Source organism: Chloroflexota bacterium (genome assembly GCA_014360825.1).
GTDB lineage: Bacteria > Chloroflexota > Anaerolineae > UBA2200 > JACIWT01 > JACIWT01.
The window spans coordinates 69,490-88,907 of the sequence record JACIWT010000004.1; the positions used below are offsets into that span (position 1 = coordinate 69,490).

The following is a 19,418-nucleotide window of genomic DNA, read 5'->3' on the forward strand; positions in this document are numbered from 1 at the left end:
GCGAGATGTCGCGCTTTGCTGTGGTGATCGGCATAGATGCCTATGCCAATCCGGCCTGGAACCTCACCGCTGCCGTGAGTGACGCCTTGCGTTTCACCGAATGGGCGCTGGGGCCAGGAGGTGTCGCGTTTGAGAACCTGCGTCTTCTCCTGAGCCCAACGCAGGCAAACGCGACCCACTTGCCTTACAAGGAGGCAACTTCGCGCCACATTGTGGAGACCATCCAGGAGTTCCAGGAAGGCTTAGCCCAGGGTGCCGATCGGCTGTATTTTTACTTCGCGGGCCACGGTCTATCGGCCCCCGACGTCAGTTATGGGGGGCCGCTGGAACCCGTCATGATCCCTGCTGACGTGGAATCCATCAGGATGGATTCCCGCCTCCTGATCGGCTTCTCGGATGTTTTCCCCCCTTTCGCCAACGTGGACCCAGCCGAGCAGTTCTTCTTCATTGATGCCTGCCGCGACTTTGAACTGGAGGACTTCAAGCCTGCCGTTGGCAGATCGGTGGGGCCCTGGATTCCCGGGCGCACCGAACCGGGTTCGCGCAGTGCCCAATACATCCTCTACGCGACTTCACCCGGTCACAGCGCGTACGAGGAAACGCGGGGCCGGGGCGTGTTCGCCACCGCCCTCCTCGATGGGCTCAAGGGGAAAGGCCCGGCCATCGTCTGGTCGCAGGCGAACACGTGTTACGAGGTCCGCTTTTCCAGTCTGGTGGCGTGTGTGAAATCACGGGTCCAGCAAGAGGTGGAGCGTCGCCGGCCGAGGGATTGGCAGCGGTATGTGCAAATCCCACAGCAGCAAATCCAAGGAGGTGCAGAGGATCCAGTCCTGGTCGCTTTCTCGGGGGAAGAGGTGAGCCGAGTCCCCATCCGTGTGCGCGTGCGACCGTCCGCCGCGCGGCAGAGTGGCGAGATTCAGGCACTTCAGTATTTCCAGGGACGCCAGCGGTTTGAGGTTATTGACCGGGTGCCGCCGCCCGTGCCTTTGCCCTGCCAATTTCAACTCCTGCCAGGGGACTACTCGCTTTTCGCGCAAGCAGAGGGGTATAAACCCAGGCGAGAGGCTTTCTCTTTCTACGAGCCGCAGGAAGTGGATTGGAAACTGGAGCCTGCGGCAGCGCCTACCTCTGAGCAGACTGTCGAGCCTAAGCCATGGAGTAGGTTGGTGATCTTTGTGCAGGATGAGAACGCGATTGTGGTGATTCGGGATGCGGACCGTCGGTTGATCTGGTCTGGCCCCGGCAGTTGGCACCAAGCCCTCCCCCCTGGCGTATATCAGGTCCAGTTGGTTCTGCCCGAGGGCACTGTCAGGCAAAAGACAGCGGAGGTGCTGCCCGACCAAACTACGATCGTGAGCATGGATTCGCCCCCTCCCCAAATCGGCTCTCACCAGATACGCATGCTGGACGAACTCGGTATCTCCGTCACCCACCCTTCCGAACACCTCGGCGATGTGGCCAAGCCAACTTTGGCCTCACTATTGAGTTTTGCTGCCTTCGCTGCCCTTTGGCCTTGGGAGGGGTTTGAGAGACTGAGAAACCTCGGCATCCAGCGCTTTGAGGGCATACCCGAAAGTGGCTCGGGATGCCTGGTCCTGATCGGTGTCGGAGGGGATCGGCCAGCGCCAGGCGTGAGCACAGCACAATTCCTCAGCGAGGGACAACTTGTGGCCCGTGGCTACCAAGGGCAGGTGATGGATCAGGGTGGTTTTGCGGTTCTCCCGGAGTTCAGCGTGGCAGGTCAGCGTCGCTTCCAGATTCAGCCGGGCCCGTTGACCCTGGAGTTGGATTTGCCTGGCTTCGCACCCACGCGTTATGCACTGGTCGGCTTGCTGGGCCGGATCACCGTGCTCGTCGCTGTGGCCGAAGAGGGTGGCGAGTTTGCAGTCCAACAGTACTTATTACCATTGCCCCAACCAACACCCGTGCCCGAATACCTGCTCGAGATGCCCTCCAATATCCGGCGCCTCGAGATCGCCCAGCGCTACTACGCCAATGGGCAGCAAATCCCTAACTACCAGGACCTAGACATATTGCTCTACGGCAAGTGGTTGGATCCACTTCTGGGCTGTCTTGCTGGCTATTCCCTCATCCGCACTGGTAACCAGCAGCGTTACATCGGCCATCCACTGCCAGGCCCTGGCCCTAACTACCCTGAACCATCTGCGTTGCGCAACATGCTCAGGTTCTTCAGCGGATTACCGGATAGTCATATCCTTGCTGGATTGTGCGAACCGGAGAGAAGGGGCGAACATTACGCTCACGCCCTGGAGCAAGGCTTGCCGGTGTTTGCCGAGGGATTTCGCATCCTGTACGAGTGGTACGCGCAGCAGGATGCTGAACTACCACCCCTCCTGGTCGAGCCTGGCAAGGGTCTGTTGCCTGTCTCTCCCTGGACTGCCTGGGTGTTCCACGAGGGCGGAGGGGAGTAAGGACATGCGCGCGTTAGTGATCCGCGAACCGTGGATAAACCTGATCCTGGAAGGGCGCAAGACCTGGGAGATCCGGGGCAGCAATTGTAACATACGAGAACGCATCGGCCTTGTTCGAAGCGGATCTAGGCTGGTGGTTGGGACGGTGGAGATCGTGAATGCCCGCGGGCCACTAGCGTTCGACGAGTTCAGAGCAAATGTTGCCAAGCACTGCATGCCACCCAGTGCATTCTACAACCTCCCTTACCGCGACAAATACGCTTGGATTCTCGCCGATCCAAAGGCGCTTGCGGAACCGTTTCCGTATGAGCATCCCAGAGGGGCGAGGATATGGGTTGAGATCCCCGATATTTAGTGGCGGGGGTTCCGGATCGTTACAGTGCGGCGTCATCTACAACCGGGTCGAGGGGCGCAGCGATGTCTCCGATCCCAATCCGGGAAACAACGTCGCCATCACGGGGACGTTAATTGGGTCCTGCGTCCGCCGCATCTATCTGCCAATAATGATGCGGCAGTTCACTCGGTAAACCTAAGCAGGGATACCCTCCCGCAGGTTCTGAAACCTGCGGGAGGGTGGGTGTTCTAAGGGCAAGGTGTGCCTCGCGCTTGCTTGTCTTTCGTAAAGATGGGTGTTACAATATAGACGCCCTGGTGACGTGGGGCCGATCACGATAGGCGACGAGCGGCAGGCGTACCCCTACGAATGAGATTTGTGCGTCTTTACAATGGCACAGGAGGTTATCCCATGGATACGCGCCGGGTTCGCATTACGCTCTCGCTCGTCGCCATGATACTGGCCATTGGGAGCGCCTGGCTGGCGGCAATGCCGGGCGCAGAGGCGGTCAGGGATGCGCCCGCTGCCGCTTCAGTCAAGGTGCTGGAGGGCCATGTCTATGAGATAGTCCCCGGCAGATTATATCTCTGCCATGGCCACGTCCATAGGTGGCACGGTGATGACTCTCAACTGGATACGATACACGTACGTTGGCCTCAACGGGACTCTGACCGACAACAACTTCTGGGATAGACGCCGTGCTCCCACCCCCATGCCCACCCATACTCCTGCCCCCACTGGCACACCCATACACCTCTATCTGCCGATCATCATCAAGGAACCGATTCGCTAACGTACGTGGGGTAAGACTTCCGCCTCCTCGACTATCATGCAGTGGGCATGGGGGGGAAATAGCATTTGACATAAATTGTGGGAGCCGTCTCCAGACGGCGACGTGATAATCGCAATCTGGAGATTGCTCCCACAGAGTGGGCTCTACTGCTGGTACTTGCGCCAGTTCTCCAGGTGTTCCTCGTAGGTTGAGGCGAAGGCGTGGGACCCGTCGCCCTTACTGAAGAAGAAGAGGTAGTCGGTGTCGGCAGGCTGGAGGACGGCTTGGATGGCAGCCAGGCCCGGACTGCAGATGGGTCCTGGCGGCAGCCCCGGGTGTAAGAAGGTGTTATACGGCGACTCTATGGTGTTCGCTTCCTCCTGCAGCATCGGTGCCCACCAGCGACCCGTCTTCTCATCGAAACCCTTAGCATACTGCACGGTGGGGTCCGCCTGGAGGTACATACCGGCCTTCAGCCGGTTGAAGTAAATGCTGGCGATGATGGGCCTCTCCTCGTCCAACACGGCCTCCCGCTCCACGATGGAGGCCAGCGTTATCACCTGATAGATGCTCATATTGCGGTCCAGGGCTTGCTGGCGCATCTGCAGGGTAAATCGCCGGTCGAAGTTGCGCAACATTGTCTCGATGATATCCCGCGCGGAAGCGTTGGCTGGGAACTCATAGGTATCGGGGAAGAGGAAACCCTCGAGTCCATCCGGAGCATCGGCGGGCCGGGCCAGGAAATCGTAGTCAAACTGGCCTTGGCGGACCAGGGTGATGAATTCCTCTTGTGAGACCAGCCCCTCGGAGGCTAAGAGATGCGCCACCTCCTCGGCCCGGAGACCCTCCTTGATCGTTACCACTTTGGATCGCAGGCGACCGTGCTGCAACTCCGCAGCCATCTCGGCCATGGTCATATTGGGCCGCAGCCGATAGTCCCCGGCCTCGATCTGGGCATCCACGCCCCAGTAGCGTAGTGCCAGGCGAAACAGTTGCGCGTCTTTGATCAGGCCCTTGCTCTCCAGCCGCTCGGCGATCGAAGTAACGGATTCGCCCGGTTGGATAGTGAACTCCACGGGCGTGGCATCGCTGCTCACGGGCGTCTCGATCTCCTGCTGGTGAAAACTCAGGTAGAGTCCCAGCAGTGTTTTCTCCAGCGAGGTGAGATCTACGGCCTCACCGGAAGCCGATGCGTTCGTGAGTTCGCGCCTCACAAACCACACGATGCCCAAGGCCATGGCCAAGATGAGCACCACGCCCAGGACAAAGGTCAGGATGTGTATGGTGCCTCGATATTCGCTGCTCAAGGGTCTCCTCCTCGCTCGGTAGTGGAACTCAAGCCCTTGGCGCCTCCCGCGTCAAGGAATTCCTGCAAGATCACTGCTGCGGCCACTGCATCCGCCCAATGGCGCACTTTCGGGGGTCTGTGAGCCGCCTCATGCATCAGTTGCTCGGCCCGGCGGGTGGTCAGTCGCTCATCCCAGAAAACGAGCGGCACCGAAACCGCTCTCTCCAGGGCGGCAGCGAAACGGGCCACCGCCTCCGCTTGGGGGCCGGCCGTCCCGTTCATATTACGCGGGTAGCCGACGACGATGACTCCCACGTCGTGCAGCGTCACCAACTCCTGGATGGCGGCGCTATCTTCTCTCTTGCTCCGCCGGTCTATGACCATCAGGGCGTGGGCCAACGTGCCTGTGGGGTCGCTCAGGGCCACGCCGATCCGCCGCTGACCCACGTCCAAAGCCATCACCCGCATGGACATTGCCCTCGCGCCGAGATGCTTCTCATTTCTCGCTCGCCACCTGTTCGATCCGAATGCGGGCATCCCACCAGGGCACCCACTTCCACCCGGTCGGGCTCACCTCAATCTGCGGTTCCGAGGCCAAAGTCAGGGTGCGTTTCAAGGCGGTTACGGCAGCCTCGATCCCTTTGCCCCGGATAGTGGCTTTGACTTTGCCTATGTCCAGCCGCGGTGCAGCCAGGCCGTTGGCCCGCAGGACGAATCTCACTCGCTCAGGTGTAGCATTCAAAATATCACCCCGCTGAAACTGGGTTTCATCCGGCAGGAGTTGATATCCCGACGGCAACTTGGTCTCCAGCAGCCGGGTGATGAGGGCTTCGGCGCTCTGCTGATCCACTGCCAGGCCGGTCACGCGCACCACTGCCCGCATGCCTAACGTTTCCGTAACGGCGTCCACCGCGTTGTCGAATTCCGCCGAGAGAACCGTCACCTGTAGGGATCCCGGCGGAATGAACTCATACCCCTTCAGTTCCGAGACCAGTTTGTTGTAGGCTTCTTCTTGCAGGCGTTTCACCAGTTGGGCTTGGAGCCGGCTTCTATCGTCGTTGGCGACCACGGACACACGTTTGACTGCCCCGCCCGTGGTGGGCGCCTCGTTCAGCACGTCCACCAAGAATTCCAGTTCTCCCTCTACCTTGTTGATGGTCAGTGCCCCCACATTTCCGGATGGGCCTGGCTCCATCGCCACGATTCCGACGCGGGCAGTGCCAAAAGAAGTGCCTTGGGTGGGTGGCAGGCCCACATCGGTGATGGTGTAGAAGCGCACGTTGGTGCCAGCAGTGGTGCAGACGATAGTGCCCTTAGTGACGGTGATAGCCTGGGGAGTCTTGTTGGTGAGGACGACGATGCCCTGGGCGCGGGTGTCTGGCACATCGCGCCGACCTGTCGTGGCGATCCGATCCTGCCCCTCGATCTCCACCGAGACCGTCCGTGCCGGTATCTCGGCGGTGCCGTAATTGATCTCCGAGAGGTCTTTCACTGCCACGATCTCCATCTCGCCTTCCACCGGAGTGGTAGCCGGCGTCAGGCGCACGGTCGCGCTGGGCACGGCGAGGGCGACCGCGGCAAGGAGGATGATGAACAAAGCCCCGCTCAGAGCCAGGCGCTGCCAGTTCGCAGCCTTGCGTCGCGGAGTCAGGACCTCCTCACGCTCCAAAGCCGCCGCTGCTCTTCTCTCCTCCGCGGGCAATTCCACTTTCTTGCGGCGACCGAGCAAGCGGCGCTCGAGGGCGCGGATGTCCAAAGACTGCCCTTTCTCCGGCGAGGGCGCTAACACAATCCCTGCTTCCCGCGCCAAGGTGCGGGTGGTGGCGTCCTCGACCACCAGCGCCAGACTGAGGGCCAGGTTGTCGGCGTAGCGCCGCAGCAGTTTCAGGTAGACCAAATTGCGCAGAGCCTCGTTCTCTGCGGGTACGACCAACAGAACCTCAGATGACTGCGCCTCCTCCAATTTGTTGCGGATGACGGCGATTGTATCGTTAGGTTCGACTTGGATGACTTGCTTCAAGAATGCTACTCCCCACGCGTCGGTACGAAAGTTGTCCTATCGCTTGACGAAGGAGCGTGCTCTCCGATGGATTGAATGCCGCCGACCGGGCCAATGCCCAGAGGATGACGTCCTCAGTCTGATCTGCCCGGTTCAGGACAGCAGGGACGTCCCGCGCCGATAGGATGCGAGGGATGGGGCACGGTTGGCAGATGCCCTTTTGACTCAGGGCATCGCGCAGCGCTGCCACTACCTCGGGGTAAGCCCATCCCCATCCCTGGAGAAAAATGGCCGGGAACGGACCCTCGCTCTCCAACACCTCAATGGTGGCAACGATGTCCTGCACCCAATGGTCGGCACTCGATCGAAACGCTCGCCTCCACACCTTCATCTCTGGTTCTCGCAGTTCGCCCCCCTGATAGGCCCGCAACGCAGCCGCCAGGTCGTTAGACAGTGCTCCTAAAGGCGTGTTCGATCGAACAGCCTCGTCGTAGGTAGACACCAGTGCCCGCTCTCCGCCCGGCCCGGCAGCCATATCCACTGGCCGGCCCCCGTGCACCAAGACGACCTGATGTCCTGCGGCCCCCAGCGCAATCAGGAGGGCGTCCCGCTGTGGCAAACTCTGCCCCAGGGCAAAGGGCCAGGACACGAAGGCTGGCTCATCCAGTTCGAGGGCCGTGGCCAGATTGCGCAGGGTGGCGAGTTCGTCGGCCGGGGCCAGGGTGACGAAGATCTCGGCTGCCAACTCCCGGCCATGTAGGCCAACGGGGCCATTCACCTGCAATCCGTCTACCGTCAGGCTCTCGACCACATCCACCACATCCAAATCCGGCGTCTCCGACGCTGATGGGGTGGTGCGGTTCAGGGGACGGGTCTTTTGCCGGGCCACTTGCCAGGCCCGGGAGAGGAGGCGGCGGGCCTCCTCCTGGTCCACCGGGCGTGACGGGTCGGCGCGGCGGGTTCGCGCGCTGCCGCGCGCCGTATAGAGGTCGTGGGGCAGCACAGCGATGAGGACGGCGTCGGGCACTATCTTGCGCCCGGCAGTCTCGGCCGTCATATCCTCGGCGGCGCAGAGAGCCTCATCGCAGACCGAGACGGCGACGGCGAGTTCGCTGGCAGCCTCGTCCGGCGGCCATGTCCTGTGAGCACTGCCCCACACGACGGCCGTGTCACCACGTCTCTCCACGACCAGGGCGGTCACGCCCTCCGCAGTGAGGTATAGGGCACTGCGGTAGCGCTCTGGTGTGCGATTGTCCCTGAGTTTTGGATGTCTTAGCACGCTATTTGTATCCTATCGCATCCCGCCATTCGTTATGGAATCTGCGGCTACGGGGCGCACGGCTGTGCGCCCCTACGCGCCGGTCGCCCGCCTGCGCGGGCGATGACGATTCCGTCTGCGTATCTACAGACGATCCCATTCCTCAACTGTGATCTCACGGCCCATGATTTCCGCTACTTCCCGAAGCATCATTCGCAATTGCGGTACAGAGAACTCGACATTAGAAGGGAGAGCCAGCCGATGTTGTTCATAAACCATAAACTGATGCCTGGTTCCAGAAAAGGGGCCATCGAAACCCAGTTGACGTAATCTTCGAATGAAATCCCGGCGTTTACATGGTGTCCACCGGTTCACGAATCGGCTCCTTGTTTAGATCAATGCTCCCGATCACCGGCAGCGGATGCCCTAATTTAAGGCCAAGTAGAATCCAGTCCTCCAGCGTGGAACGCAATTCCTCCTCGCATTCCCGCAGCGTGGCCCCGAATGCTACAACACCTTTGCAGGATGGAATTCGGCCCGCAAATGTGCCATCTTCCAGTTTGTCGTAGAGGGCTTGCGCCATCGCCTGATCCACATATTCGCTCAAGATGTAGCGTCTTGTCATTACATACCTCCGAACTAGGGAACAGGCCTCAAATTTGTTCCCTACCATGGACAACAGAGCATGTTATGCCCCTACTGCCTCACCCACAATTTTCTCCACCCTGCCCAGCGCCTCGTCGAGGCGGCTTAGATCGTGGCCGCCAGCCTGGGCCAGTGTGGGCCGGCCTCCACCGCTGCCGCCGACAATCTTCGCCACCTGGCGCACGATGGCCGTCGCATCCAACCCGCGTTGCACCAGGTCGGGCGTAACCACTGCCACCAGCGCGGGCCTATCGTGGATAGCAGCCCCCAGGACGATGACCCCGGAACCCATTTGGTCCCGCAAATAATCGCTCAATTCCCGCAAACCTTCCATGCTCGCTGCCTCCACCCGCGCGGCAAGGACTTGGATTCCGCCGACCTTGTGGACATCCGCGAGCAATGCTCTGGCTTGGAAGCGGGACAACTGGCGGCGCAGGTCCGCGATCTCGCGCTGCGCCTCGCGCCATTGCTGGGCCAGCGCCTCGACTCTCTGGGCCAGGTCGTCGGGCGTGGACTCCAGGGTTGTGGCAGCTTTCTCCAGGATGCCCAAGCGTGCGCGCACGTACTCTTGTGCGCCGCGCCCAGTCACCGCCTCGATGCGCCGCAGCCCAGAGCCAATGCTGGATTCGCTGACGATATAGAATGCGCCGATCTCGCCAGTGGCGCGGAGATGCGTTCCCCCGCACAATTCACGACTGAACCCGCTTGTCTCCACCATGCGCACCACATCCCCATACTTCTCGCCAAATAGGGCTACCGCGCCAGCACGAATGGCCTGGTCGTAGGGCATGGTCTGGGCTATCACCGGCAGGTTGTCTCGAATGGCGGCGTTCACAATGTCTTCCACTGCCCGCAACTGTTCCGGCGTAACCGGACGCAAGTGGGTGAAGTCGAAGCGCAGGCGATCGGGGGCCACCAGGGACCCGGCTTGCCGGGCGTGGTCGCCCAGCACGGTGCGCAGCGCCCGATGCAAGAGATGGGTGGCGGTATGATTGCGGGCGATGTCCAGCCGCCGCTCGCGATCCACCTTGGCTGTTACCTGCTCACCAGTGCGGATAGTGCCATCGGCGACGTGGCCATAGTGAACGGTTACGTCGGGCAGGGGTCGGCGGGTGTCTTCCACCACCACCCGGCCCGATGGGCTCTCCAACACGCCCGTGTCGCCCACCTGACCGCCCGCCTCGGCGTAGAAGGGTGTCTTATCCAAAACGACCTCGACGCGTTGGCCAGCACTAGCCTGCTCCACCGGTCGCCCTTCTACCACCAGGGCCAGCACTACGCCCTGATCCTCCAACGTCTCGTAGCCACTGAAGAGGGTCGGCGGCAGACCCATCCCACGGTAGCGCTCTGCTTCCTCGGCGGCAGCAAATTGTTGTGCTGCCCGGGCACGGGCGCGCTGTTCCTCCAGCGCAGCCTGGTAACCCGCTTCATCCACCGTCAAACCGTGTTCCTTCGCCACATCCCTGGTCAGGTCCAGGGGAAAACCGTATGTGTCATAGAGGCGAAAGGCGGTTGGGCCGGGGATGGTGCGGCCGCCCGCCGCCTTCACCTCGGCGATGGTTTCATCCAATAGAGTCAGACCCACGCTGAGCGTTTGCAGGAAACGCTCCTCCTCTTGGGTAACCGCCTCCAGGATGAACTCACGTGCCTTCACCAGCTCCGTATAATGGCTGCCCATCACCTCGATGACCGGCTCGATGACCTTGGCCATGAACGGGCCCTCGAAGCCGATCATTTTGCCATGACGGGCGGCCCGGCGCAGGATGAGTCGCAGCACGTAATTGCGCCCTTCGTTGCCGGGCAAGACCCCGTCGGCGATGAGGAAGGCAGTGGCCCGGGCGTGGTCGGCGATAACGCGATAGGAGACGTACTTGCGGGCCCGCTCCGCATCACTGTCGCCCAGCAATTCCTGCACCCGGTCCATAATGGGCAGGAAAAGATCGGTGTCATAGTTGCTGTCTGCGCCCTGCAGGATGGCTGTCAGGCGCTCCATACCCATCCCAGTGTCAATGCTGGGCTTGGGTAGATCGCGGGTCGTGCCATCGGGCAGGGTCTCGTATTGCATGAAGACCAGGTTCCAGAGTTCCCACCAACGCTCGCAATCGTGAGCCGGAGAGCAATCGGGGCGGCCACAGGTACAATATTGCTTCCCCCGGTCGTAGATGATCTCGGAGCAAGGGCCGTTCGGGCCGGTATCGCCCATGGCCCAGAAGTTGCTGTCCTTGCCCATTCGCGTGATTCGCTCCGGTGAGAGGTGAGCGACTTCCTGCCATAGTGCTGCCGCCTCGTCGTCCTGCTCGTAGATGGTGGCGTAGAGCCGGTCCGGCGAGAGTCCATACACCTGGGTGAGGCATTCCCAGGCGTAGGCGATGGCCTCGCGCTTGAAATAGTCCCCGAAGGAGAAATTGCCCAACATCTCGAAGAAAGTGTGGTGGCGGGGCGAGGGGCCAACGTTCTCCAGGTCGTTGTGCTTGCCGCTCACGCGCATGCACTTCTGAGCCGTGGTAGCGCGCGAGTACTCCCGCTTTTCCACTCCGGTGAAGATATCCTTGAATTGCACCATCCCCGCGTTGGTGAAAAGGAGGGTGGGATCGTTGGCGGGGACAAGGGAAGAACTGGGGACCACGGTGTGGCCCTTGCTGGCAAAATAATCCAAAAATGCTTTTCGGATCTCGGTGCTGGTCTTCATTGTGGTACTCCCTGCTCAGGGCAGTTAGCAAATGGCTCTGGCTGAGAACATCTATCGAAACCACAGAGAGCGCCGAGACCGCTGAGTTTCATCATTATTAATCTCTGCGAACTCCGCGCCCTCAGCGGTGAACCTTGTTGGGCTTTAGGCGGTCTCCTGCAATGGCCAATCAGTCGCGTCCATAGGCTTCAGGCTGGTCACCTGACGCCGGCGGATGGTCTCGGCGTCAATCACGCATTCCTTCACATCGTGGCGTGACGGGATCTCGTACATCACATCCAACAGGGTCTCCTCGATGATCGTGCGCAGGCCGCGCGCACCCATCTTGTAGGTCATTGCTTCGCGGGCGGCCTCTCGCAGCGCGTCCTCCGTGAACACTAGCTTCACCCCATCGAGGGCGAAGAGGGCCTGGAACTGTCGGACGATGGAGTTCTTCGGCTCAGTGAGGATGCGGATCATCTTCTCTTCATCCAACGGCTCGACGCTCACTACCACAGGCAGACGGCCCACGAATTCGGGGATCAGACCGAACCGGAGCAAATCTTCGGAGGTAACGCGGCGCAAGAGTTCCGTTGCTGTCCACTCGGTTTTCTCTCCCGTGTCACCCCGGAAGCCAAGAGGACGCCGCGTGCCGACGCGCTCGGCCACGATATCCTCCAGACCGTGGAATGCGCCCCCGCACACGAACAGGATGTCGGTGGTATCCAGTTGGATGAACTCCTGGTGCGGGTGCTTCCGCCCACCCTGTGGCGGGACGTTGGCGACCGTGCCCTCCAGGATCTTGAGCAGCGCCTGCTGTACACCCTCACCGGAAACATCGCGGGTGATGGAAGGGCTATCGCCGGACTTGCGGGCGATCTTGTCTATCTCGTCAATGTAAACGATGCCCTTGGCTGCCCGGGCCAGGTTGTAGTCAGCAGCCTGGATGAGTCGCAGGAGGATGTTCTCCACGTCCTCGCCCACATAGCCCGCTTCGGTCAGAGTGGTGGCGTCAGCGATGCAGAATGGCGCGTCTAAGATGCGGGCTAACGTCTGGGCCAGAAGGGTCTTGCCACAGCCGGTGGGGCCGATGAGCAGGATGTTGCTCTTCTGCAGTTCCACGTCACCCAGTCGTCGTCCTGCCACCACCCGCTTGTAGTGGTTGTAGACGGCTACCGAGAGCACCTTCTTGGCTCGCTCCTGCCCCACCACATATTCGTTCAGTTGGTCGTAGATTTCCTTCGGCGGGGGGATGCGGACAAATGGGTCCTCGCCCAGCACCGGCTTTTCCAGGGCATCCTCTTCCAGGATTTCTTTGCACAGGGACACGCACTCCTCGCAGATGAACACGGATTTCGGGCCAACGACGAGGCGTCCCACCTCATATTCCGGGCGGTTGCAAAACGAGCAGTACCGAACGCCGCTGTTTTTCTGCGCCATGTTAGGACTCCTTTTTCTCCGACCTGGTGAGCACAGCATCTACGATGCCGTACTCCACCGCGCTCTCGGCATCCATGTAGTAATCGCGGTCGAAATCGTGGCTGATTTTCTCCACGCTCTGGCCGGTGTGCAGGGCCATGATCTCCTGCAGTTTCTTCTGCATGCGCATGACCTCTTTGGCCTGGATCTCGATGTCTGGGGCATAGCCCTGCATCCCACCGCCGGCGGGGTGCATGTGAATGGTGGCGTTGGGCAGGGCGTAGCGCCGACCCTTGGTGCCCGCCGCCAGGAGCACGGTGCCCATGCTGGCCGTCGCGCCTACGGCGATGGTGGAGATCGGCGGGCGGATGAGTTGCATGGTATCGTAGATGGCCAGGCCGGCGTAGATGATGCCGCCCGGGCAGTGGATGTAGAGGGAGATCTCTTTCTCCGGGTCTTCCCGCTCCAGGAAAAGGAGTTGCGCTACTACCAAGTTCGCCACATTGAAATCAATGGGACTGCCCAGGAAGATGATGCGCTCCTTGAGCAGGAGAGAATAGATGTCATAGGCGCGCTCGCCGCGCCCGGTGGATTCAATCACCATTGGGATCAATTCATACATTTCACTCGCCATTTTACATAGCTCCTATTCAGTCTTTCTCTTTCGTCTCTTCGCTACTGTTGGTCTCTGCCGGGGCTTGGGCCGGCAATTCGGGAGCCTCGCCCTTGGCGATCTGGACCAGCCGTTCGATGGTCTTGCGTGTGAACAGATCGCTGCGGATTAGAGGGAGGAGTGACTCGCTGCGGAGCAACTTGCTCATGCGGTCGGCGTTTTCCCCGAATGGTTCGGCGCGCTGGTTGATTTCGACGTCTACATCCTCGTCGGTTACTTCGATGCCTTCGATTTCGGCGATTTTCCCCAGCACTAGAGCGCGCTGCAGCCGCCGTTCGGCTGTCTCGCGCATGCTCTCCCGCAGGCCCTCCTCGGTCTGCTTGATGAGGCTCAGGTAGTTCTCCCAGGGCAAGCCCTGGCGAGTAACCCGCCTCTTATAGTCCTCGATCATGTGGTCGAGTTCACGCTCTACTGCCAAACCAGGGTATTCCAACTGTGCTTGGTTCACCGCCGCGTCGAGCACGTTCAGTTCGAACTCGCGCTCGGACTCTGCCTCTAACTGCGCTTGGAGCCTCGATCGCAGCGTCTCTCGCAACTGTTCCAGGGTCTCGTGTTCCCCGACTGCTTTGGCGAAGTCATCGTCGAGCGGGGGCAAGCGTTTCTCTTTCACGGCCTGGACTCGGATGTGGAAACGTACCTCCTGTCCCGCCAGGGCCGGGTTGTCAAAATCCTCTGGGTACTGAATGGCGAGGTCCTTCTCATCGCCAGCGGCCAGGCCGATCAATCCTTCCCGAAAAGCGGGCGGCGATAGTTCCTCCGAGAGGATGATCTCCTCACTCTCCTGATTCACCACGGTGCCATCGCTTTTCTGCCCCTGCATGTCTATGACAATCAGGTCGTCATTCGCCGCTCGGCGCTCTACAGGCACCCACTCCGCCTGCTCCTCTTGGAGATTGGCCAGCGCTTGGGCCACCTGCTGAGGCTGCACCACTACTTTCTCCGGTGTCATACGGATGCTGCGATAGTCGCCCAAGGTGACGACTGGTTGGACGGCCACTGTGGCCTTCAGGATCAGCGGCTCGATGCTCTCCAATTCCAGGCGCGGGAGGGCATACGGCTCCAGACCACTCTGCTGGATGGCCTCCTCGTAGAGATCGGGTGCGATGGCATCCAGCGCGGCGTCGTAGATGGCCTCCTTGCCGAAAGTGCGCACCACGATCTCATAGGGGGCCTTGCCGGGGCGGAAGCCGGGTATGGGCCGGCGCTGATTGATCTGGCGTGCGGCCTGGCGGAGTGGTTCCTGGAGTCGCTCGGGTTCCACCTCGATGGTCAAACGATATTCACATGAGCCAACTTTCTCGGATGTAACTTTCAAGAAGCACCTCTTTCGCTAAAGATCTGTCGCCTGCAAATAAATTGGCAGGCCCATCATGTCCAGTCCCGAAGGGACTTTATCGGGTGAGCCGGTGGATTCATCCACCGGCGCGCTTACCTCTTTTCCGTTTTCGTGTAACGCCCAATATACCTGGGAGAAAATTCTCGACGACGTATCCTCTTGACTCCCAATAGGTCCGTTCCTTTGAAAACCTCCCTTTATATTGGTAAAACTTTGTTCTTGTGAAGCCGCCATCAGCAACCTTCTCAGCGAATTCCCCGGTTTCGGGATCAAATCTGATCACGTCTTTGTACTTGAATTTTATGGCAAAGTAGGGGAGGTTGCAGATTTCTCCAATGTCCTCGCTTAATGGCTTCACCCAGACATTCTCGCCATCAAAACATTTATGTTTAAACGGCAACTTCACTTTGATCATGACAGTTCTCCTGGTCCGAGGGAATCCACAATCCTTATTCCTTTGTGTAATTGTAACATGATAACAAACCTGAAACCCGCTGGCGTTAACATCAGATTGTTACCTATCATCGCGATCAGGCCTAACTCTGTAGCGAAATTTGAAAAGGCGTTAGTCCCAAGGAAAGCAGATCGCTCAGTAGACCAGTCGAATCTCTTGCCCACACTCTCCCGAAAGTAAGGTATCAGGTCTTGCATTGTTACTGGGTAGGAGTTTCGTGCCAACACAAAGATCGCCTCTACCAAACTATATATGCCAAACACTATACTCGAGGAGAATGGATCGCGGACGATGCTCTTCCGTAGTAGGTCCATTTGTTCATTAGACAATTGATATGATGTGAGCGACTCATCGCGTAGCCTAACATAAGAAACCCCTAAATCAGTGAGGAAGTACCTCTTGCCATATCTACGAACAAGTCCCAACTGCTCTCCAAACCTAAGATGGTTTCTCACTGTGTTTGAGGCGATACCTATTGTTTGGGATAACTCTTCGATGGTGTTCTGCTCCGGAAGAGTATATAAAACTCTGTTAATTACATGTATGTGCCAAACTCCCAGGTCTACAGGGCGAATAGTTAAGAATCCGGAAACACCTGCCATCTGGCTATAAAAACTCTTTAAAACTGCTTCAGGGTCATAGCGTATCAAACGTATGTCCCTCTCGGTACAGATGCGAGCGTCATCTCGACTATATTTCGTTACCAATAGTATTGCATTTATGTCCCCTTGCACAAGGTTATTAGTATTTTGGAGTTGTATCAGGTCGCTTTTGTATCCAGCAATTTGATCAGCAAATTCCCGTCTAAAGAGATCTACTTTCAACTCAACTAAGAATAGCTGGTTCCGAGACACGAACAATAAATCAAGCCGCCCGGATGGTAACGGTAGTTGCCTTGCTACCAAACTCAATTCGTGATCCCAGGTGAGCAACTGGGCAAGGATGTTGGGATAGATAACAAAAACGTCTTCTATCTCAGATTCGTGTACTTTGATCTCCCTTTCGGTCTCTTTATTAGGCGTCTGATGGGCCTCCATATAACCTTCTCTAATTGGTCTCGATTCGCATGTGAGATCAAAAGGGCAAGCATTCATCTACCACAAAGGCTCAAAGATCCGTGACTTTTCGTTCCACTTAGTGTCTTCGCGGCTTCGTGGTTAGATCTGCGGTCGCTATCTCCCTAACACAGATTGCGCTGGTTCATCCGAACCAGCACCTCTGTGCCTTGCCGGTAGGGCAAATTGCCAATTTGCCCTACAATGGGGAAGGAGAGACTCGAACTCTCACGGATTGCTCCACGTGATCCTAAGTCACGCTCGTCTGCCACTTCCGACACTTCCCCACACCGCGGACTATTGCCGCTCGGCGGTTATTATAAGAACTTCAAGGTGTTTGTCAAAACACCGCCAGACAAAAAGGCCCGTCCGGGAGGGGACGGGCCTCTGCGCCGGTATTCGCTACTTACCGAGCAGGGTGGTGAAGGTGTTGTGGTGATCCTCTTCGTCGGCCAGGATGTCGAGGAACAGTTCGCGGGTGGTGTAGTCCTTCTCTGCCTCAGCCATCTCGACGATGCCGCGATACATCTTGATGGCCCCTTCTTCGGCTGCTACGTCGTTTTGGAGCATCTCCTCCAACGTTTCACCCACCTGGATGGGCGTCGGCTTGGTAGTCGGCACGCCACCCAGGTAATCCAGTCGCTCGGCGATAGCCTCGGCGTGCTTCATCTCCTCGATGGAGATCTTCTCGAACACGTCACTGATGGCGGCACTCTCCTTCCCGATGACCAACACGTGCTGCCACATGTACTGGATGATCGCGCTCAGTTCCGCCGCGATGGCGTCGTTCAATAGACCCATGAGTTTCTCGCTCGCCATTTCAGTCTCCTTTCCTTTTGGCTCAGACTCCTGTTCGATCTAGCCATATTCTACTGCTTCCGTCTCCTTTTGTCAATGACGGGTTTGTTGATACTCACCCGCGCACCTGAATCGCCATACTCGGACACGAACGCACGCACTCCATACAGCGGATGCACTCCGGGGAGTTGGGCATTTCGGTGACATCTATGTCCACCGGGCACACGGCGCGGCACAGTCCGCAATCGCTGCATGCTTCCTGGTGGAACTCCAGCCCCAAGTGGCTGACCTGATTGAAGGGCGAATAGATGGCCCCCAGAGGGCAGACGAAGCGGCAGAAGGGCCGCTTGCTGACAGCGAACCAGATCAAGAACCCGACCAGGATGACCATCTTGAGGGCGAAGAAACCGCCTGCCAGCGCGCGGATGCTGGCGTCCAGGATGACCCAGGGGATACCGGCCTCCAGCGCCCCCGCCGGACAAAGTTTGCAGAACCACGGCTCCGCCGTGGCGAAAGCAATGATGACCGCCACCACGACCAAGAAACCATAGCGCAGCCAGCCGAAGCGCCTGGCCGAAACACGCCACTTGGGCACGGGCAGTTTGTACACCAGTTCCTGGAAAAAGCCCCACGGGCAGGACCAGCCGCACGAGAGCCGGCCCACTGTTGCCCCCACCAAACCAAGCGCTCCCAGGAGGTAAAAGGGGAACTGGCGGATAATCATGAAATGTTGCAGCGAACCGATAGGGCAGGCGAAGACTGCGGCCGGGCAGGCGTAGCAGTTGAACCCGATGCACGGGATGCCTTTCAGACCCTGGAAGAAATAGGAGTTGAAGACAACGAGGGAGATGGACTGCATCAGGGCGCGGGGCCCACGGAGCAGGAACCTGACCAACCGGTTCATTTCACCCTATTCCAGGCCGATGCAACTGAAGCACAACGTAGTGGCGTTGGCGAACACGCGGCCCGGGTCGCCCAGAGCCACGCCAATGGCCAGAAAGGCGAGGGCCACCCAAACCAGGAGTAAAGCCATCCGCTGGTGCTGCTTACTCATCGCATTGCTCCTCTGGAAGTGCTCCAATAGCCTTGTCCAATAGCCTTGCGAAGGTTCTAAAACCTTCGCAAGGCTTGGATCTATTGTTTCCACCTATGCTTCTTCGCCCACGTGATCGGAACCGCGTGTCGCCGGCGGCTCGCTTGGTTCGGGGGCGACGGGAGGCTGTTCGGGCGCAGGCGGCGCTTCTGGCACCGGCGGGACGGGGACCTCGGGCGCAGGCGGCGGAGGCGGCTCCGTTGGCCTGCCCACTTCGCGTGACACCCGACCGTAGGCCAGCAGATTGCGGACCAGCATCCCTGCCCCGAGCAGGATCAGGAGGGCGGGCCAGAAATAGCGCAGCAGTCCCTCTCCCAAGAACATGATCAGCGCCAGGCCGAAGAGAAACATGGGCCCGGCCACCCACAGTGCCCAGTGGGTGGGCACCTCTGGGCTGCGCAGGAGATAGAGGACCACGAACACCAGACCGATGCCGATGAACAATGCCCCAGGCAAGAGGCTCTCCCAACCGGCCGCGGCGAGCAGCGGCAACACCCCGATCACTACCATCACCCCGCCGGGAATGAGTGCCCACCAATTCTGGCGTCGGTTCTGCAGGAAGAGCCACCCGAAGGCTGCTGCGATGGCCCACATCACGAACGCACCGACCCAGACCCCACCGAGCACTCTCTCGAGCGGGGTGATGATCGCCAAGATGAGCATCACTCCACCGGGGATAAGTGCCCACCAGTTCTCTTGCCGGTTGAACAGGTATATGGTGGCGAAGGCTGCACACAGCCCGAGGAACAGAAATTCCGGCAACAACCAGTCCGGCAGGCCAATCCAGGTCAACAGGAGGCCGAGACCCAGCGGGAGAAATGCCCCGGCTGGGATCAGCGGCCACCACTGGCTGCGGTCGCCGAAATATGTGACCATGAATGTGACACCGAGGCCAGCGAGGACCAAGCCCCAGAAAAGGGAACTCAACTCGGCGAGATAGCCCAATGTGACCAGCAGCATTAGGACACCTGCGATGATGAGCAAGAGACCCCACACCACACGTATCCAGTCCTTATGCATGACTCCATTCCTCCTTCCGAATTTGGCAGGTCCGCGATCAGAAGAACTACCAGCGTATTGTAACACCTAAATCACAATGGGGCAATTCCAATGCGAACCGTCAGCGCCCTTGCCACGTCTCCGTTGTTGACAAACTATTACTTGCAGGCTATACTCCACACCAATGGGTGCCTG

At 59.3% G+C, this 19,418-nt stretch carries 19 protein-coding genes and 1 tRNA gene; 3 read left to right on the forward strand and 17 right to left on the reverse strand.

Translation table 11 applies throughout. The features are described 5' to 3' along the window. The first annotated feature begins 5 nt into the window (after positions 1-5). The 3 genes from H5T64_03750 (at position 6) to H5T64_03760 (ending at position 3,459) form a co-directional block, all read left to right on the forward strand. Entirely contained in the window at positions 6-2,432 is a 2,427-nt protein-coding gene (locus H5T64_03750; protein MBC7263456.1) for a caspase family protein, read from the forward strand. Between the two features lie 4 nt (positions 2,433-2,436). After that, positions 2,437-2,787 (forward strand): ASCH domain-containing protein, encoded by a 351-nt coding sequence (locus H5T64_03755; GenBank protein ID MBC7263457.1) that lies wholly within the window; start codon positions 2,437-2,439, stop codon positions 2,785-2,787. Positions 2,788-3,177: 390 nt separating this feature from the next. Then, positions 3,178-3,459 carry a hypothetical protein gene (locus tag H5T64_03760; protein ID MBC7263458.1) on the forward strand — a complete coding sequence of 94 codons (282 nt, stop codon included), beginning with the start codon at positions 3,178-3,180 and terminating at the stop codon, positions 3,457-3,459. Positions 3,460-3,702: 243 nt separating this feature from the next. Here the strand turns inward: H5T64_03760 and mltG are convergent, their stop codons facing one another. The 17 genes from mltG to H5T64_03845 all read right to left on the reverse strand — a co-directional run bounded on the left by mltG (position 3,703) and on the right by H5T64_03845 (position 19,244). Beyond that, positions 3,703-4,845, reverse strand: a complete 1,143-nt coding sequence (gene mltG, locus H5T64_03765; protein MBC7263459.1) for an endolytic transglycosylase MltG — start codon at positions 4,843-4,845, stop codon at positions 3,703-3,705. Next, the gene (gene ruvX, locus H5T64_03770; GenBank protein ID MBC7263460.1) at positions 4,842-5,294 is read right to left on the reverse strand and encodes a Holliday junction resolvase RuvX; all 453 of its coding nucleotides are present in this window, start codon (positions 5,292-5,294) and stop codon (positions 4,842-4,844) included. Before ruvX ends, mltG begins: the two co-directional genes overlap by 4 nt. 28 nt (positions 5,295-5,322) lie before the next feature. Continuing rightward, a complete protein-coding gene (locus H5T64_03775; protein MBC7263461.1) occupies positions 5,323-6,846 on the reverse strand; it encodes a baseplate J/gp47 family protein in 1,524 nt (507 codons plus the stop codon). Then, positions 6,818-8,104, reverse strand: coding sequence for a hypothetical protein (locus tag H5T64_03780; protein MBC7263462.1), 1,287 nt, complete (start codon positions 8,102-8,104; stop codon positions 6,818-6,820). Before H5T64_03780 ends, H5T64_03775 begins: the two co-directional genes overlap by 29 nt. Before the next feature lie 123 nt (positions 8,105-8,227). Continuing rightward, entirely contained in the window at positions 8,228-8,458 is a 231-nt protein-coding gene (locus H5T64_03785; protein MBC7263463.1) for a type II toxin-antitoxin system HicA family toxin, read from the reverse strand. Next, the gene (locus H5T64_03790; protein ID MBC7263464.1) at positions 8,436-8,708 is read right to left on the reverse strand and encodes a type II toxin-antitoxin system HicB family antitoxin; all 273 of its coding nucleotides are present in this window, start codon (positions 8,706-8,708) and stop codon (positions 8,436-8,438) included. Before H5T64_03790 ends, H5T64_03785 begins: the two co-directional genes overlap by 23 nt. A gap of 63 nt (positions 8,709-8,771) precedes the next feature. Beyond that, positions 8,772-11,417, reverse strand: a complete 2,646-nt coding sequence (gene alaS, locus H5T64_03795; GenBank protein MBC7263465.1) for an alanine--tRNA ligase — start codon at positions 11,415-11,417, stop codon at positions 8,772-8,774. A gap of 144 nt (positions 11,418-11,561) precedes the next feature. Then, positions 11,562-12,836: an ATP-dependent Clp protease ATP-binding subunit ClpX gene (gene clpX, locus H5T64_03800; protein ID MBC7263466.1), complete on the reverse strand. Its 1,275-nt coding sequence runs from the start codon at positions 12,834-12,836 to the stop codon at positions 11,562-11,564. A gap of 1 nt (position 12,837) precedes the next feature. Then, positions 12,838-13,437, reverse strand: coding sequence for an ATP-dependent Clp protease proteolytic subunit (locus H5T64_03805; protein ID MBC7263467.1), 600 nt, complete (start codon positions 13,435-13,437; stop codon positions 12,838-12,840). A gap of 28 nt (positions 13,438-13,465) precedes the next feature. Beyond that, complete coding sequence (locus H5T64_03810) at positions 13,466-14,803, reverse strand: trigger factor (GenBank protein MBC7263468.1); 1,338 nt, start codon at positions 14,801-14,803, stop codon at positions 13,466-13,468. 97 nt (positions 14,804-14,900) lie between these two features. Beyond that, positions 14,901-15,239, reverse strand: coding sequence for a hypothetical protein (locus H5T64_03815; GenBank protein ID MBC7263469.1), 339 nt, complete (start codon positions 15,237-15,239; stop codon positions 14,901-14,903). Then, the gene (locus tag H5T64_03820) at positions 15,236-16,315 is read right to left on the reverse strand and encodes a hypothetical protein (GenBank protein MBC7263470.1); all 1,080 of its coding nucleotides are present in this window, start codon (positions 16,313-16,315) and stop codon (positions 15,236-15,238) included. The genes H5T64_03815 and H5T64_03820 overlap by 4 nt, the downstream gene beginning before the upstream one ends. A gap of 223 nt (positions 16,316-16,538) precedes the next feature. Next, positions 16,539-16,620 (reverse strand) — tRNA-Leu (locus H5T64_03825). Between the two features lie 115 nt (positions 16,621-16,735). Beyond that, a complete protein-coding gene (locus H5T64_03830) occupies positions 16,736-17,152 on the reverse strand; it encodes a demethoxyubiquinone hydroxylase family protein (GenBank protein MBC7263471.1) in 417 nt (138 codons plus the stop codon). A gap of 94 nt (positions 17,153-17,246) precedes the next feature. Further along, complete coding sequence (locus H5T64_03835) at positions 17,247-18,035, reverse strand: 4Fe-4S binding protein (GenBank protein ID MBC7263472.1); 789 nt, start codon at positions 18,033-18,035, stop codon at positions 17,247-17,249. 6 nt (positions 18,036-18,041) lie between these two features. After that, entirely contained in the window at positions 18,042-18,185 is a 144-nt protein-coding gene (locus H5T64_03840; GenBank protein ID MBC7263473.1) for a thioredoxin, read from the reverse strand. Between the two features lie 93 nt (positions 18,186-18,278). Beyond that, on the reverse strand, positions 18,279-19,244 hold the full coding sequence (locus H5T64_03845) for a hypothetical protein (GenBank protein MBC7263474.1): 966 nt from the start codon (positions 19,242-19,244) through the stop codon (positions 18,279-18,281). Positions 19,245-19,418: the final 174 nt, after the last annotated feature.